Annotated in this window: 16 protein-coding genes; 8 read left to right on the top strand and 8 right to left on the bottom strand. The window is 69.2% G+C overall.

Features of this window, described 5'->3' with window-relative positions:
• A partial coding sequence (locus T333_RS19505; protein WP_496425362.1) for a hypothetical protein occupies positions 1-246 on the top strand: 246 nt, incomplete at its 5' end.
• A gap of 810 nt (positions 247-1,056) precedes the next feature.
• Entirely contained in the window at positions 1,057-1,284 is a 228-nt protein-coding gene (locus T333_RS19500; protein WP_357255451.1) for a hypothetical protein, read from the top strand.
• Positions 1,285-1,603: 319 nt separating this feature from the next.
• Here the strand turns inward: T333_RS19500 and T333_RS19495 are convergent, their stop codons facing one another.
• Positions 1,604-3,151 (bottom strand): bifunctional phosphatase PAP2/diacylglycerol kinase family protein, encoded by a 1,548-nt coding sequence (locus T333_RS19495; RefSeq protein ID WP_496425361.1) that lies wholly within the window; start codon positions 3,149-3,151, stop codon positions 1,604-1,606.
• Positions 3,152-3,384: 233 nt separating this feature from the next.
• Here T333_RS19495 and T333_RS19490 point away from each other — a divergent pair, with 233 nt between their 5' ends.
• Positions 3,385-4,356, top strand: a complete 972-nt coding sequence (locus T333_RS19490; protein WP_496425360.1) for a YihY/virulence factor BrkB family protein — start codon at positions 3,385-3,387, stop codon at positions 4,354-4,356.
• Between the two features lie 149 nt (positions 4,357-4,505).
• Entirely contained in the window at positions 4,506-5,408 is a 903-nt protein-coding gene (locus T333_RS19485; RefSeq protein WP_496425359.1) for an alpha/beta hydrolase, read from the top strand.
• 11 nt (positions 5,409-5,419) lie between these two features.
• Here the strand turns inward: T333_RS19485 and T333_RS19480 are convergent, their stop codons facing one another.
• Together T333_RS19480 and T333_RS19475 are read right to left on the bottom strand one after the other, a co-directional pair.
• The gene (locus T333_RS19480) at positions 5,420-5,812 is read right to left on the bottom strand and encodes a cupredoxin domain-containing protein (protein WP_496425358.1); all 393 of its coding nucleotides are present in this window, start codon (positions 5,810-5,812) and stop codon (positions 5,420-5,422) included.
• Positions 5,809-6,486: a phosphodiesterase gene (locus T333_RS19475; RefSeq protein WP_357255461.1), complete on the bottom strand. Its 678-nt coding sequence runs from the start codon at positions 6,484-6,486 to the stop codon at positions 5,809-5,811. Before T333_RS19475 ends, T333_RS19480 begins: the two co-directional genes overlap by 4 nt.
• Positions 6,487-6,594: 108 nt before the next feature.
• Here T333_RS19475 and T333_RS19470 point away from each other — a divergent pair, with 108 nt between their 5' ends.
• Positions 6,595-7,059: a hypothetical protein gene (locus T333_RS19470; protein ID WP_357255463.1), complete on the top strand. Its 465-nt coding sequence runs from the start codon at positions 6,595-6,597 to the stop codon at positions 7,057-7,059.
• A gap of 42 nt (positions 7,060-7,101) precedes the next feature.
• Here the strand turns inward: T333_RS19470 and T333_RS19465 are convergent, their stop codons facing one another.
• Both T333_RS19465 and T333_RS19460 read right to left on the bottom strand, forming a co-directional pair.
• Positions 7,102-7,992, bottom strand: coding sequence for a manganese catalase family protein (locus T333_RS19465; protein WP_355003139.1), 891 nt, complete (start codon positions 7,990-7,992; stop codon positions 7,102-7,104).
• A 139-nt stretch (positions 7,993-8,131) separates the two neighbouring features.
• Positions 8,132-10,012, bottom strand: coding sequence for a cutinase family protein (locus T333_RS19460; RefSeq protein WP_496425357.1), 1,881 nt, complete (start codon positions 10,010-10,012; stop codon positions 8,132-8,134).
• A gap of 236 nt (positions 10,013-10,248) precedes the next feature.
• On the opposite strand from T333_RS19460, the gene T333_RS19455 reads away from it, so the two are divergent.
• Complete coding sequence (locus T333_RS19455) at positions 10,249-10,710, top strand: RskA family anti-sigma factor (protein ID WP_355003137.1); 462 nt, start codon at positions 10,249-10,251, stop codon at positions 10,708-10,710.
• Positions 10,711-10,758: 48 nt separating this feature from the next.
• Here T333_RS19455 and T333_RS19450 read toward each other — a convergent pair whose 3' ends face one another.
• The gene (locus tag T333_RS19450; protein ID WP_496425356.1) at positions 10,759-11,199 is read right to left on the bottom strand and encodes a hypothetical protein; all 441 of its coding nucleotides are present in this window, start codon (positions 11,197-11,199) and stop codon (positions 10,759-10,761) included.
• Positions 11,200-11,325: 126 nt separating this feature from the next.
• Entirely contained in the window at positions 11,326-12,567 is a 1,242-nt protein-coding gene (locus tag T333_RS19445) for an alpha/beta hydrolase family protein (protein ID WP_496425355.1), read from the bottom strand.
• 310 nt (positions 12,568-12,877) lie between these two features.
• On the opposite strand from T333_RS19445, the gene T333_RS19440 reads away from it, so the two are divergent.
• The gene (locus T333_RS19440; RefSeq protein ID WP_179831081.1) at positions 12,878-13,039 is read left to right on the top strand and encodes a hypothetical protein; all 162 of its coding nucleotides are present in this window, start codon (positions 12,878-12,880) and stop codon (positions 13,037-13,039) included.
• 46 nt (positions 13,040-13,085) lie between these two features.
• Here T333_RS19440 and T333_RS19435 read toward each other — a convergent pair whose 3' ends face one another.
• Entirely contained in the window at positions 13,086-13,784 is a 699-nt protein-coding gene (locus T333_RS19435; protein WP_355003134.1) for a hypothetical protein, read from the bottom strand.
• A 467-nt stretch (positions 13,785-14,251) separates the two neighbouring features.
• Between T333_RS19435 and T333_RS19430 the strand changes: the two genes are divergently transcribed.
• Positions 14,252-15,100, top strand: coding sequence for an aminoglycoside 6-adenylyltransferase (locus tag T333_RS19430; protein WP_355003133.1), 849 nt, complete (start codon positions 14,252-14,254; stop codon positions 15,098-15,100).
• Position 15,101: the final 1 nt, after the last annotated feature.

Here is a 15,101-nt window from a genome sequence, read left to right as displayed (position 1 = left end):
CGGGTGCTGGCCGAACGCCACCCCGACGCCTACCTGCCCAACCTCGCGACCAGCTTGAACAACATCTCGATCCCGTTGAGGGCGTTGGGTCGCCGCGAAGAAGGCCTCGCCGCGGCCGAGGAGGCCATGGCGATCTACCGGGTGCTAGCTGAGCGGCATCCGGCGTCGTATGAAGTCGATGTCGAAAGAATGCAAAGAGTGCTCGAATGGTTGCGGTCCACCTCCGCAGGAAACGAGCCCCACTGAACCGGCCCACTACTGAGCATCGCAGAAAGCGAGTGTCGTGTGCGCTGGCACAGGCCTTACCGCCCCAACCCCCGATAGCCCGGATCTATCTCGAAGCGCGACGCATCCCCGCCCATGTTGGTAACCATGTTCGGAAACCGGTCGTTTTCCGAACGCTCGCCAGATGCACGCGCTGGCCGGCAGCCGGATGCCAGCGGAATCTTCACCGACGAGAAATCGGGGAAGAACGCCGAACGCGAAGAGTTCTCGACGTGCCTGGAGTACCCCGTGCCAGAGACGCGGGTTCTTACGGCTTTGTCAGACGACACTACTGCGCGACGTACCAGGTCCAGATCAGGGACAGCACGGGCGCCCAGGCCGAACAGGAACAGGTCCGGGAATCACAACCCGGTCAGTCCTGGTTGCACCGCTACCCCCAACTCAGTGACCTGATGGTCGGCCGTCAGGCGGCGACGCGGCGTCGGCGTGGAAAGCCGGACCCCCGGTACGGAGTCGTCGCGGCGCACCCGCGCTGGCCAAACCGAATTCGGGTGCGAGGCAATAGCTGATCCGAATAAGATCGTGGCAGAGGGCTTCTCGTTCGGGGTGAGCGGTCTTCGATCGGTGATTCTGACGAACGAGAAGGGTGGAGCGATGACTGCTGCCAGTGGAAAACGTGGATTCCGAATGCGATTGAAGGCTTTTGCCGTGGCTGCGGTCCCCCTCGCCGCGATGATGACTCTGCTCTCGCCAGCAACGGCGTCGGCGGGAGATCGGTCCGAAGGCGGGAACTGGGATGCACCTCCCACCTGCTTCCGGGAAGGTGTCCAAGTGCACAAACAGTACGCCAGCGGCCGGGTGTACTACGGCGCCTACACCTTCCACCACGAGTACAACTACCGGCGCTACTACGACAACATGGGCTACGAGATCCGCTACGTCTGGGTCTGGGAGGTCCAGGACTACAACCCCGGGCTCCGGGATTACGCGACGGTGGGCTGGGCCCACAAGCTCTGCGGCGCCGAGTGGGTACAGACCAACTTCGGCAACGTCGGCTGAGTCACTCGGGTATGGAACGCCCCGGAGCCATTGCGCTCCGGGGCTTCTTCCTTCTCAGTGGTAGTTGTGGATCCTCGTTTCGGCACTCGGAAGGGTATTCGCGGGTGCTGGGTTCTGTGCTGAAGCCGGTGATCGCGTTGGACGCGGCGGGGGAACGAATCTCGTGGAACTCCCCGTCGTCGAATACTCCGCAGGACGTCGTGCACGTCGTAACCCGCACGGTCGGACGCGGGGATGATCGAGCCGAGTTCCCAATCGGGGGCGGTGATCTCGGGCTCCCGGTCGGGGTCGATGGTCGGCGCTTGCTCCAGGCTGCGCATCACATCCAGCGGCGGAAGGGGCGGCGGTGGTGGGGGCGGGGGCGGGCGGCCCAGCGGGGGTTGTCTTCGTCGCGGCGGTAGGCGGCGACCTGGCCCGCCACCGAGAAGCGGAGTCGGCGCGCTTCGCCGAGTACTTCGCCGTCGGCCGCCACCGCTTCCGGTTCGCGCACCTGCACGATCAGCTCGGGCACTTGCAGTTCGTTGTAGACCTTGCTGCGGCCGATGGCGGCCAGCAGCAGGGCCAGCACCGCGCGGGTGCGGGAGAACCGTAGGTCGGCGCGCAGCCAGCGGACGTCGAGCATGCCGTCGTCGAGCCGGGCGCGGAAGGCGGGCACCGCGCCGTGCGGGTGATAGGCGCCGTTGCCGATGAACAGGAACCACACGTCGTGCCAGGTCTCGTTCAGGCGGATCCGGACCGGCTGCGCGTCCCGCAGGACGACCACGAGGGCGGCCGCGAAGGCGGGCCATTTGCCCCACCTCGGCTGCCATTTGTCGCGCAGCCGAACGAGATCCGGGTACGCGCCCAAGCTGGCGGTGTTGATCAGATAGTGGGTGCGCGCGCCGTCCTCGGTGTCGAGTTCCACGCTCGCGATGTCGACCGCGACCGCCTCGCCCGCGCCGGTGGCGTCGACCACCTCGCGCAGGTCGTAGACCCCGAGATCGCGCGCGAAATGGTTCAGGGTTCCGGTGGGAACGACGACCAGCGGCAGTTCGTGGCGCAACGCCACGGCCGCCGCCGCGCCGATCGTCCCGTCACCGCCCGCCGCGCCCACCGCGAACGCCCGCTCGGTGCGCGCCGCCAGCGCCTCCTCCAGCTGCTCGACGCAATCGCGGCCGGGCTCGGTGCGCAGCACGGTGGCCGCGGGCAGCGCGGCGGCGATGTCGTCGGTCGGGTCGTAGCCTGGAGCGCCGGACACCGGATTCACCAGCAGGACAAGGCCTTTGCCCTCGACAAGCATCGGCACCTCACGCACCGCGCGCGCCGCGGCCTCGTCCGATTCACGGACCGGCCACCAGCGGCGCGAGGCCATCGCGACACCGGCCCCGACGGCCGCGCCGACGACCACGTCGGAGGTCCAGTGCACTCCGGTGTGCACCCGGGAGTACGCGACCGTGGCGGCCAGCGGCGCCACCACCACCGCGGTGCGCGGACTCTCCAGCGCCACCGCCGTGGCGAACGCGATGGCGCTCGCGCTGTGCCCGGAGGGGAACGACGAGGAGGTCGGCACCCGGACCAGGCGCCGATGCGGCGGCAGCAGTTGCGCGGCCGGTCTGCGGCGCGCGATCAGCGATTTGAGTATCAGGTTGACGGTCAGGCTGGCCCCGGCCACCGAGACGACGCCGCGCAGCGCCGCCCGGCGCGTCGCACCCTGGCGGGTGGCCAGCACCGCCGCGAGGACCGTCCACAGCACGCCATGGTCCGCCGCCCGGGTCAACCGCACCATGCCGCGATCGACCGCCGTCGTCGGAATCCGTGCCACCGCACCGGTAACCGCCCGATCCATCTGCTCCACCCGGCGAAACGTCCGGCCCAACCACGCGCTCACCCCGTCGAAAGTACAGCCCCCGCAACGCGCCGCGCAGCACACCGTGCGCACGCTCGGCCGAGGCCACGAGAATTCGTCGAAAAGACCTCGCGCGCCGCCTTCCAGACCGCCGCCCGCCTGACCGAGAACCAGCGGGAGCGAAGCTTGTTGCCGCGCAAGGCGTCCGCGGGGGATGGCGGCCCGTTTCACCTACTGCTCGCCGGGTACGCGCCAGAAGGACGGAGGTTGGTGTGATGGCGGAAGCGACGACGGCGCGGCGGGTGCGAGCGCGCGCCCATATCGGCGGGCCACTGGCGCTGCCGTGGCGATCGTGGTGGGGCGTGTTGCGTCGTACCGTTACGGAGTTCCGGTCGGACAATCTGACGGACTGGGCCGCCGCGCTGACCTACTACAGCGTGATATCGCTGTTTCCTGGCGTCATCGTGCTCTCCTCGCTGCTGAGCCTGGCCGGACCCGATGCCACCCGTTCGCTGATCGACACCATCGACGACATCGGACCGGGTGGTGGCAACACGGTCGTGGTGCAGGCCGTCGAGGAGCTACAGCGGTCGCGTTCACTGGCCGGGCCGCTGGCGATCATCGGTGTGGCGACGGCGCTCTGGACGGCGTCCGGATATCTCGGCGCGTTCGTGCGCGCCGCCAACGCGGTCTACGACACCGAGGAGGGGCGGCCGCTCTGGAAGACATTGCCGCTGCGCCTCGGACTCACGGCCGTGACCGTGCTGCTCGTCGCACTGTGCGCGATCGGCGTCCTGGTGAGCGGCCGCATCGCCGACACCGTCGGCCAGTGGCTCGGGCTCGGGTCGGCCGGGGTGACGGTGTGGAGCATCGTGAAATGGCCGGTGCTCGTGGTGCTGGCCAGTCTGGTGTTCGCCCTGCTGTACTGGGCCGCGCCCAATGCTCGTCAGCTCGGCTTCCGCTGGCTCACGCCGGGCAGCCTGCTCGCGGTGGTGCTGTGGATCGTGGCGTCGGCCGGATTCGCCTTCTACGCGACCAATTTCGGCTCTTACAACAAGGTGTACGGCTCGTTGGCCGGGGCGATCGTCTTCCTGGTGTGGTTGTGGCTGTCGAACGTCGCGATCTTGCTCGGGGCGGAGTTCGACGCCGAGCTCGCGCGCGGGCGCCGTATCGAAGAGGGACAGCCCGCCGACAGCGAACCCATCCTGCCGCCGCGGGACGAACCCGATCGAAAGGACGAGGACTAGCGCTCGCCGAGCGTCTCGATCCGGCTACGGGAGCGCAAGACCCCAATGTTGGTGTCGACGAAACTCCTTGCGGTAGAAGCGATCTTGCCGGGTAGCCCTTCAGGGTGATGGCTCGTAAGAATCTCTTCGCGCTTGTAGGTGTTGTCGCGGTGGGCGTCGGCCTGTCGTTCGCGTCGGTCCGGCCGGTTTCCGCGGCGCCCGCGGCGCACGTGGTCGGCGAGGCGCCGCTCGGCGAGGCGGCGGTGCGGATGGACGTGTATTCGCCGTCCATGGACGCCGTGGTGACCAACCGCGTGATCCGCGCCGCGGGCGGCGGTCCCGCGCCGACGTTGTACCTGCTGACCGGCATCGGCGGCGGACAGGACGGCATCTCCTGGTGGGACGACACCGACGTGGTGCGCTTCTTCGCCGACAAGCACGTCAACGTGGTGATGCCGGTCGGCGGCGCGTTCAGCATGTACACCGATTGGCAGGCCGACGACCCGTCGATCGGCCGCCACCGCTGGCAGACCTACCTCACCGAGGAACTCCCCGCGGTCGTAGACGAACAGCTCGGCGCCACCGGCCGCAACGCGATCGCCGGTGTCTCCATGAGCGCGGCCTCCGCGGTCGACCTCGCCATCCAGGCGCCCGGCCTGTACAGCGCGGTCGCCGCCTACAGCGGATGCCCCTGGACGTCCGATTCGCTCGGCATCGCCTTCGTGACGGCGCAGGTGGTGCGCGGCGGGGCCAACCCGGCCAACATGTGGGGCCCGCCGGGCGGCGCGGGTTGGCGCGCGCACGACGCCTTCGCCCGCGCGGGCGCGTTGGCCGGCAAGGCCGTCTACCTGTCCGCGGGCTCCGGCGTACCGGGAGCGATCGACCGAGGATTGCCCTTCCCGCCCGTCGAGGCCATCGCGAACGCGTGCACCGCGGCGTTCGCGGGTCGGCTCGACGAGCTCGGGATTTCCGCGGTGCACGTCGAACGGCCGACCGGGTCGCACACCTGGGGGCTGTTCGAGAAGCATCTGCACGAGTCCTGGCCGCATCTGGCCGGTGCGATCGGCGCGTGAGCCGGGTCCGGCTACTGCCGCACGCTCAGCCACCCGTCCATCAGTCCGTGGTACCGGCAATAGAACGGATGCGAGCCGATCTCGGTGGGCGCGGGAAAGGTGACGGACCGCCCCGGATCGATGTCGTGGTCGAACAGTCCGGGCCGCTTGCTGGTGATGCTGTGTTCCACCAGATCGTTGTTCACCACCGTGATGTCCGCGTTGGGGGTGATCGGCGGCGTCCGCGGGTAGGCCAGATCCTGGATCGTGATGGTGACGGCGGGAATCGGCGGCGGGCCGGGCGGTGGACTGGATGCGGCGGGATCCTCTTCGGAAGAATCGCCGCCGCACGCCGCGGCCAGCGCGATCAGCGCCAGCACCGCGGCCAACCGGGTCGGGCGACCGACCCGGCGGACCGCTTTCATGGCTGTTCGCCGCGACCGCTGCGGCTGCCGACGTACGCGAGTTCACGCACCCGCCCGATCACCTCGGGCAGGATCCGGACCTCGTCGGGATGGTTGGTCATCGGGTCGAAGAAGTCGGTGCGGTAGTCGCCGGGGTCGGCCGGATGCAGCGTGACCTCGGCGAGCCTGCGCTCCGGCTTGCCCATCTCGCTCGCCGAGAGGACGAAGGTGGCGGGCTCCCCGCGCAGGTGGTCGGCCAGAGCGTCGAGCGACGGGGTCTCCGGCTGGTCGTCGTCGGGTTCGGCGAAGATCCAGGTCGCCGCGGAGTCGCCGAGCCGGTAGGGCATCAGGCAGCCGTACCTGGCCGTGCGCCAGCTGCGCGCCGGGGTGATCACGAAGCGGCTCAGCGAACCGGTGCCGGTGGTCGCCAGCGCGAAGTCCCACGGGTGGTCGTCGCGATCGAGTACCCGCAACGCGAGGCCGAGCACGTCCGGCAGCCCGGCCGGGGTGCCGATGCCCTTGGACAACCTCGCGAGCACCGCCCGCTCCCCCTCCCCGAACAAGAACTCGTACTCGGGTTCGGCATGCAGTCGCCCGGACAGGCGCAGTCCGTTCGGATGGAATACCCGAGCATGGCGCAACTTCGCCACTCCGGAGAAAACACCGCGCACGGCATCCGCTGCGAGATCGGTCATCGCGACTCCTTCGATCGGGGCGGTCGACATCCACCGACTGCCCCGCCGCGCGGACAATAAACCGGGCCTCGATGTGGCAGGAGCGCTCTCGTGGGTACTCCAAAGGCGATGACAATCACATCCCAGTACCGCAAGGCGGTGAACACGATGACATCGACCCAAGCACTCCGACCGACCATCGAGACGGTCAGCGTGCGGGTACCTGCCCGGCCCATCGGATTGACAATGCTGCGCACGACCGTGGAATCCACCGCGGTGGTCGCTTACGCCGACGCCGACGGCGCGGCCGAGCTAGGGCTGATCGTCGAGGAGGTAGCGCGCAAGCTCGTCGACTCCGCCACCGACGACTCGACGCTCGACTGCACCCTCTCCTGTGCCGGCGACATGACGCGGGTGCGGCTGTCCGCGACCACCCGGTCGGAACTGCACCGCGAGCCCTACGCCGTCGGCTGGCAGATCGTCGACGCGCTCACCAAGGACACCCGGGTCACCCGCTCCCACTTCGACCGCGCCAGGCACGGCTACCCGACCGAGGTCGACTTCGATTGGCAGCCGGGAGTTTCCGCCGCCTGACCGTGGCCGCCCGCGTACGGACGGCCACGGTGTGCCTGGATCTCAGGCCGGAGTGTGCTGCTCGTGCGTGAACGGCTTGCTGCCTTCCACCGCGGGGCTTCCTTCCGGATTCGTCTCCGCGCCGTGGTTCTCCCGCTCGCTGGTGCCGAGCCACTCGGAGGCCGGGTTCTCGATATAGCGCCACTCCATGCCCTCCGGCCACGGTCCCTGTCCCTCGTTCCACGGGCCGCGGGCGCTCGCCGAACCGTTGGACATGTTGAAGGCCACGTTCTGGAAGCGGTCGTCCCCGGGTAGTGCGCCGGGAGGGAAGTTGACCGGGAGCTCGTTCAGCGCCGCGGTGAACTGCTGGAAATGCGCGACCTCGCGGCTCATCAGGAACGACAGCGTGTCCTGGACACCCGGGTCGTCGGTGAACTGCTTGAGGTACTCGTAGACGATCTTGGCTCGCGATTCCGCCGCGAGATTGCTGCGCAAATCGACCGATGGTTCGCCGTTGGAGTTCACATAGGACCCCGACCACGGCACACCCGCGGAATTGCTGACGTCGGGACCGCCGCCGGACAGCGAGAAGAACAGCGGATCGGCCGCGACCTGATGCACAGCCTGCTCGCGCCCGTCGGAGGTGGCGATCACCGGCATCCAGTCGCAGCGTTCGTTGGCCTGCTTCAGATCGTCGTTGAGCCCGTCCAGCAGCATGGTGATCATCGAGCCGACGATCTCGAGGTGACTGAATTCCTCGGTCGCGATGTCCATGAACAGGTCGTACATCTTGGGGTGCTTCTTGCGCAGCACGAACGCCTGGCTGAAGTACTGCATCGCCGCCTTCAGCTCGCCGTTCGCCCCGCCGAACTGTTCCTGCAACAGGGTCGCGAACCGCGGGTCCGGCCGGTCCACCCGCACCTCGAACTGGAGATCTTTGTTGTGGATGAACATCTCTCTCCTCGATGGTCGTGAAGTGGCAAAACACCGATGGGTGCCGCCTACCCCCACGCCCAACCCCGAAACCAGACCTGCCGAACACCGTCGACGGGCCTGGCGCCCTCCTATGAGCGACGCGTGAAGTCGTCCGTCCTCACGCGTCCCCGGCGCGGTCGAGGAACCACTGCGCCAGCCAGTCGACGGCGGTTCGGCCGTCGGCGTCGATGACGTAGTGGCCGTAGCTCCGGTGCGCGCCCGAGGTGACGAATGCGGTGGCGCTCAACGCTTCCGAGATCAGGCGCAGCACGGCGTCCGGTCCCTGGCCGCCGACCGTGCCGAGCACGTCGCGGGTGAGCCGGTGCAGTTCCGCGCCCGCCGCGCCGGTGAGGTCGTCCGCGGCCAGGGTCACGAAGCCGAACAGTGTCGGGAGCACGGCGTGCACCCGTGCCGCGAGGTCGAGCGGCGGCGCACCGGAGCGCGACGCTTGGACGACGTCCCACAGATCGTCCTGCAACAGGGTCGCCTGACCGACCAGCGCGGGCGCGTCGATCTCCGCGACCGCGCGCACCAACTGCGCCGCGAGGTGAACGGCGCCGCTGTCGTCCGGGATCAGGCCGAGCAGCCGCGACACCTCGCGCAGGTCCTCGCCCACCGTCCGCAGCAGCGGCGCGAACGCCGAATTGAGTTGCGCGACAATGTCGTACAGTTCGCGCACGACGGCCGCGAAGTCGACACCGTTCGCGAGCATATCGGCCAGGCGGCCCAGCGCCGCGCCGACGGCGGGCAGCCGCGCCGCGAAATGGACGGCGTCGGCGGCCACCGACGCGATCCGCCCGATCAGCACCGAGGGCCACAGCTCGGCGAGCACCCGCCACGCCTCGCGCAACGCCTGCTCGGGTTCGGTGCGCACCAGCTCGAGCAGCGGCGCGGTCGCGTCGGCGACGACGGCAACGGCGTGGCCGGTCACAGCGGCGGGCTCGCGGTCGGGCTCCGCGAGTGCGTCGAGCACGGCCAGCGCGGCACCGATATCGGATCGGGCCACCCCGTCCAGCACGGCCGCCGCCAGCCGCTCCGACGCCGAGCCATCGGCGAGTTCGTCTCGCGCCGTGGGATGTTCGTCCAACCAGCCCGCCAGTTCACGCAGCGGGCGCAGCGTCGCGACCAACCCACCCGCCGCGGCCGCCAGCCGCGCGGTGGCGCGCGCCCCCGCCGCACCGTATCCACCGAGCCGGTCGATCGCGGCGGGCAGCTCCGCCAGGCGCACGTCGCCGAAGTCGGAGGCAAGCAGGCTGTTCAGCGCGGCGGTGTTCGAGTCGTCCACGGTGGTCTGGTCGGCGTCGGTCGGCTGGGCGAGCAGCCTCCCGAGAGAGGCGAGCAGCGGGTGGGTGGCCGCGTCGGTCGAGCAGTACCTGTCCTTGGTCGCGCAGATCTGGGCTGTCACCGACGAGACCGCGCAGAACCCGCTCGGACGCGGCCCGGCGATGCCCTCCCCCGGCACGGGCGGGCCGACCAGGGTCGCGCCGCCGGTGCCCTGGCGCGGATCGGCGAGCAAGCCGACCGCGAGCACACGGTCCGCGGCGACCGGTGCGCCGGTGCAGCCGATCGCCGCGGCCACGTCACCCATCGCGTCGGCGCCCTGGCTGTATCCGGCGAGGACGAATTTCGTTGCCGGACAGTCGCGGCCGAACTCGTCGATGGCGCGCGTCGCCGCTTCGACGCCGGTCGCCTTGCTGTCGCCGTAGGGCATGCGGTCGAAGGCCGCGGCTTCGTAGGCCGGGAAGCGGAAGGCGAACGCGTCGCCGAGACCCGTCGCCAGCGCGGTGGCGAGCGGCGCGAGCATGCCCACCGGCGCGGATTCGTCCGCCCACGGATTCGTCTCCCAGGTCCCCGGCAGGAAGACCCCCGCGACCGCTGGACAACCCGCGTCCGCCTCCGCACGAGCGACGACGGGCGCGATCACGGTGACCAACGCGATCACCGCCGAGATCAGCAGGATCGGCACCCGACCCCTGGCGGAACGGTCGGATCGATTCACCTGAGCACCTCCTGCCGCTCCGGCGCGGGCCGAGTCCCGAATATCGCCAACCCATTTCACCAGCGACGCACCGATCCCCGAGGTGAAACGCGCAAATTTCACACATTGGCCGCGAGAAACCGCCTCATCGACCAATCCGCGCGCGGGAGCTGACCGAAGTCCTTTCTATCGAATCAGACCGTGGCCGGCTCGGCGCGCGACGACGGCGGAGCATGCCCGACAGGAAGTGATACCCGATGATCCCCCCAGAACAGCCCGACGCGGACCTGCTCGAGCTGGCCTACCCCTACGCGATGCACGCCGTCACCGAGATCGAGCGCGAACTCATCGAGCGGCGACGCGCGGCCGCCGATCGGACACGCGCCGCGGAGTTCGACGCGATGGTCGGCGCGACGCGAGAAACGTTGGCCGCGTTGAGCATTCTCGATGCCCTGCCCCCGCCCGCCGGTCTGGAAGACCGGTTGATGCGAGCACTCGACGAGGCCGTATCGCGCCGACGGGCCCGGAGGCTGTCGCGCAAGAACTGGCTCGCCGCCGCGATGGCGGTGCTGATCGCCATCGCGGCGGGCGTCGTCGCCAGTCATCGCGGCCGATACCGGCGCGCGCCCCTTCCGGCGACCGATGCCTTGGCGGCCACGGTTCAGCAGGCGCGCGGTCCCGAGCAGCCGATGCCGATCGCGCGAACGAATCTTCCCTGACCCCAACGCGAGAAGGCGGGGTGGCGAGCACCCCGCCTTCCGCGACGATCAGTTCGCCGAGCCCGAAGGCCCCTGCGGCGGGTTGTTGTCGACCACGGCACCGCGGTGCTCGACGAGCACCGGATGAGTGATCTTCATCTCCGGCGGGCCCATCGTGGGCGGCGGGTTGACGTACCCCGGACCATTCGGGTTCAAGACCGGCGGCTGTTGCTGCAACTGGCCCGGAATGGTCTTGGTCGGGCAAACGAACACCAGGTCGGTCGTGGCCCGTGGCCGCGCGTACGTCACGACCGGGACCTGGCCGACCCCATCCGAGCACGTCACAACGGACTCCACCCGGTAGGTGTCGTCGGTGTCGTTGCGACAGCTGTATCCCTCGCACGAAACGCCGGGCGCGAGCTCCTGCGCGACCGCTTGCGGCGCGAGTACCCCGGCCGCTGCCATGACGACGGACGCGACGCCGAGGCCGAACGTCAATCTTTGACGCATCAGTGAATCTCTCCTATCGAAGCCCCGACCTGACGGTCAATATACCGATGATCGCCGCCCGCGCCACCTGCACGAGTTTCACCAGCGGCATTGCCCGACAAGATGTTTCGTCGATCGCGCAAGCTGTCACGGAGCGGGGGCCAGCTCGCCGAACCAGTCGAGTGTTCGCGGCAGCGCCAAGCGCACGGTCGCCGAGTGGTCGACGGGTCCGAGATCGACGACGCTCGCCCGGTCGCCCAGGTCCGCCCGGCACAGCTCGGCATTGGCGGCGGGCACGGCGCGGTCGGCCGAGGAGACGTAGAGCCGCACCGGCGCAGGCGGCGTCCAGTCGCAGACCCCGTCGCTGTCGGTCATGGCGCGCAGCGCCGCGCCGGTCGGGTCGAGCGCGAGTTCCTGGAACCGAGGCGTCAGCAGTTCGCGCGGGGTGGCGGGTAGTCCGGTGGAGACGGAGAGGATGTCGTGCCGACCGTCGAAGAGTTGCTCGACGCGATCGGCGTAGGGCGGCTGAAACGCCTCGCTCGGATCGTCGTAGAGGTGGTAGATCCGGTTCATCGCGGTGAGCCAGTAGGCGATGTAGAGCACCGCGGCGCGCGGGGTGATCCGGCCGTCGAACGCGGCGGGCTTCTGCACCTCTCGGAGAGCGTAGGGACCGCTCACCGCCGCGACACCCGCCAGGGTGAACCCCGATTCCGGCTCGGCGGCCACCCGCTGGGCCAGGGCCATCGCGGCCTGGCCGCCCTGGGAGAACCCGGTGACCAGCAGCGTGCCGTCGAGTTCGCGGCCCTCTCGCTCGGCCACCGCGCGGGCGGCCCGCAGCAGATCCGCCGAGGCGCTCGCCTCGGTGGGCGCGTGCGCGTACGGGTGCGGACCCGGGCCCTCGCCGAGACCTAGGTAGTCCGGGGCGACCGCTGCGTAGCCCGCGGCCGCGAACAGGACGGTCCGCGCCCGATCGGTCTCGGCGTCGGCCGACGGCGCCTCGTCCTTGCGCACGATCGTGCCGTGCGCGTAGCTGACGACCGGAAGCTTGCGCGCCTCGCCGCGGGGCAGGACGACGAGGCCGCTGGCGGTGGTGCCGTCGCCGTCGGGCCCCGAGGTGCGGTAGACGACCCGGTAGGCGTCGACGCCGTTGCGGACCGGGGTCTGAATCGCCCACTGGTTCAGGTACGCGGCGGTCTGCTCCGTCGTCGCGCCGAGCACCTGCGTCACCGAGACGACCTCACCGGGCGCGGCCGCGACGACGCCACGCTGCTCGCCGCACCCGACGAGCCCGCCGAGCAACAGCGCCAGCGCCGCCACGAGCGCCGCCGAGGATCTGATCACCCGCCTCGGCGGACCACCCGCGCACCGGAAATTCTCCTCCGTCGCCATCAACCCACACTCCCACCGCGGACCGATATCACGCCACCTACCGGCCGGAATCGGGCGCCGCACCTATCTCAGCGTTCGCAAACCGGGCTGAGTACGGGGACCGTGTCCGAAAAGTTTCGGCCCGGCAACGCTGACATCAGCTAAAATTGTCGATACCTGGAATACGAAGTGGGTCGGCGTCCTGTTCGCGTCATCTCGTTTGGGGGCAGGAAGTCTTTGGGTTCGCCCGTCGGTCCGGTGCAATGTCGCACACCGCGGTGTACCGCGACACGACGATGTCGGCGCCCAGCCCACTGCCGAGGAGGCACGCATGGTCGACAACGCCGCAACCGAGCAGTCCGAACCCGATCCCGCCATCGTCATCTGGCCCGAACCCAGCCGACTCGAGCCGTGGTGGCAGCGCGTCATGTTCGGCTCGAGCGCCCGGCCTGCCACTCCGCGCGAGACTCGCTACGGGACCACGAAGCAGTAGCCCTTCCAGCATTCCTCGCCTCGCGCCAGAGCTTCACTTCGGTTCCTCATGCGTCGAGGAGCGGTTCTTCGCGCTGCTCCTCCTCCAGCTCGACCGCGGTCCAGCTCGCCGGAGCGGGGCCGAATGCGTTGCGCGCGTTGGAGATCACCGTCTTGGCCAGCACGCGGTTGCCGGTCGCGCCGATGATCGCGCCGATGCCCGCCGGGATCACCCTGCCGAAGGCGAGCACGCTGCGTTTGGCGATGGTCCGCACGACGATCTGCTTGACCGGCCCCTCGCCGAGACTCGACACGACGGGAATGCGGTTCGCGAGTTCGGACGCCCAGTTCTTGGCCGAGTTCGCGGTGTTCTTGCCGACGAACTGGACGCCACCGGGTCCGAACACGATCCCGGACACCAGCGCGGTCTCACGGGCGACCTCCTCGGGCTCGACGCCGTGGATCGCGGCGACAGTGAGCGCGTAGAGCACCGACGCCTCGACGAAGAAGACGGTCTCCACGCCCATCGCGGCCAAGCCGGTGATCACGCCGATGCCGGGCACCGCGGCGCAGATACCGACCGTGACGCCGCTCGCCGTCACGGCGGTCAGGTAGTGCCGCTGCACACGTTCGAGTACCTGCTCGGGCGTTTCGTCCGGATGCGCGGCGCGTAGCCAGTCGCCGTAGCGTTCGACCAACGGCGTCTGCCAGCGAGCGCCCTTGTCGATCGCCGACAGCACGACCTTGTCCACGCGTTCCCGGATCATCGACCACGACCTTTCCTGCGTCCCGCCCGTGGGGCGGGGTCACGAATCACTCGACCACTGAGGGATACACAGAATCCGCGGTAATACACGGCGAAGTGTGCCTTGTCATAGCCGATCGGTCCAACTCTTTGCCCGACGTGGCGTCCGACGCGCCGTTCGTGGCGCGACCGTGACCGCTTCGCAGGCATCGCGCAACACCTTGTGACATCCGGCGAATTAGGACCAGAAACACTCTCTGTCTGCGTGCTTTCGGTAACGACACGGCGTCATTCACCCGAAACGAGCTGGCATAGCAAACCATTGGCTTACGCTGGAACCACCTCGGTAGCCCCGAGGTTGCAGGGTGGGTCGCGATGCCCCCGAAACGCGCCCACCATCGCCGAGCAGGTCAGCTGGGACTCGGGTCCCGGCTTCAGCCCGAATCCCATCTGGCCCGCCGGAATTCCGCTCCTTGGTACGGTCGTCCCATGGAGGATGCCGAGGAACTCCTCGCCGCCGTCGTCGCCTGGGCGCGACAGGACGACCGGATCACCGCGCTCGTGCAGACCGGATCACGCGGCCGCGGCGACCGGATCGATCGATACTCCGATCTCGACTTGGAGATCATCACTCCGCAGTGGCGTGACCTCTTCGCCGACCAGAGCTGGCTGGACCGTTTCGGCGCCGTCCTGCTCAGCGTGTCCTTCGAGGACGAGGACCGCCCGTGGCCCGCTCCCCTGCTCGTCGTGTTCACGGGCGGGCGCAAGATCGATGTCACCGTCGCGGGCGAGGAACGCCTCACCGACATGATCGAGCACGGGCTCGACGAGCTGTACCAGCGCGGCTTCCGCGTGCACTGGGACCGCACCGGTCTGGCCGCGAGACTCCCCGCGCCCACGGGCGAGACCCCGAAGCCGATCGTGCCGGATCTCGCCGAATTCACCACGGTCACCGAGGAATTCTTCTTCGAGGCCACTCAGGTGCCGATCTACCTCAACCGCGGTGAGCTGTGGGTGGCGAAGTTCCGTGACAACACCATGAAGGAGTGCCTGCTCCAGATGCTGGAGTGGTACGGGGCGACCGACCCCGACCGCCAGCGTTACACCTGGTACATCGGCCACCACATGGACGAGTGGCTGCCCGCCGATCTTTGGCGGCGGGTCCACGAGACCTTCGGCCGCTTCGACGCCGCCGACGCCCGGCGCGCGCTGGACGCCACGGTCGACCTGTTCGCCGATGTCGGCGCGGAAGTCGCCGCCCGCCTGGGTTTTCCGTGGCGCGACGAATTGGTCGACGGTGTGCGACGGCTGCTCGCCGAGTACCGGGCGCACCGCTGAG

This window comes from Nocardia sp. CNS-044, from assembly GCF_059570515.1.
This window is presented reverse-complemented; position numbering and strand designations above follow the sequence as displayed.

Excerpts from the sequence above, each read along its gene's own strand:
- T333_RS19490 (WP_496425360.1), top strand. The coding sequence starts at position 3,385 with ATGGCGGAAGCGACGACGGCGCGGCGGGTGCGAGCGCGCGCCCATATC.
- T333_RS19480 (WP_496425358.1), bottom strand. The coding sequence starts at position 5,812 with ATGAAAGCGGTCCGCCGGGTCGGTCGCCCGACCCGGTTGGCCGCGGTG.
- T333_RS19475 (WP_357255461.1), bottom strand. The coding sequence starts at position 6,486 with ATGACCGATCTCGCAGCGGATGCCGTGCGCGGTGTTTTCTCCGGAGTG.
- T333_RS19470 (WP_357255463.1), top strand. The coding sequence starts at position 6,595 with ATGACAATCACATCCCAGTACCGCAAGGCGGTGAACACGATGACATCG.
- T333_RS19465 (WP_355003139.1), bottom strand. The coding sequence starts at position 7,992 with ATGTTCATCCACAACAAAGATCTCCAGTTCGAGGTGCGGGTGGACCGG.
- T333_RS19455 (WP_355003137.1), top strand. The coding sequence starts at position 10,249 with ATGATCCCCCCAGAACAGCCCGACGCGGACCTGCTCGAGCTGGCCTAC.
- T333_RS19450 (WP_496425356.1), bottom strand. The coding sequence starts at position 11,199 with ATGCGTCAAAGATTGACGTTCGGCCTCGGCGTCGCGTCCGTCGTCATG.
- T333_RS19445 (WP_496425355.1), bottom strand. The coding sequence starts at position 12,567 with ATGGCGACGGAGGAGAATTTCCGGTGCGCGGGTGGTCCGCCGAGGCGG.
- T333_RS19440 (WP_179831081.1), top strand. The coding sequence starts at position 12,878 with ATGGTCGACAACGCCGCAACCGAGCAGTCCGAACCCGATCCCGCCATC.
- T333_RS19435 (WP_355003134.1), bottom strand. The coding sequence starts at position 13,784 with ATGATCCGGGAACGCGTGGACAAGGTCGTGCTGTCGGCGATCGACAAG.
- T333_RS19430 (WP_355003133.1), top strand. The coding sequence starts at position 14,252 with ATGGAGGATGCCGAGGAACTCCTCGCCGCCGTCGTCGCCTGGGCGCGA.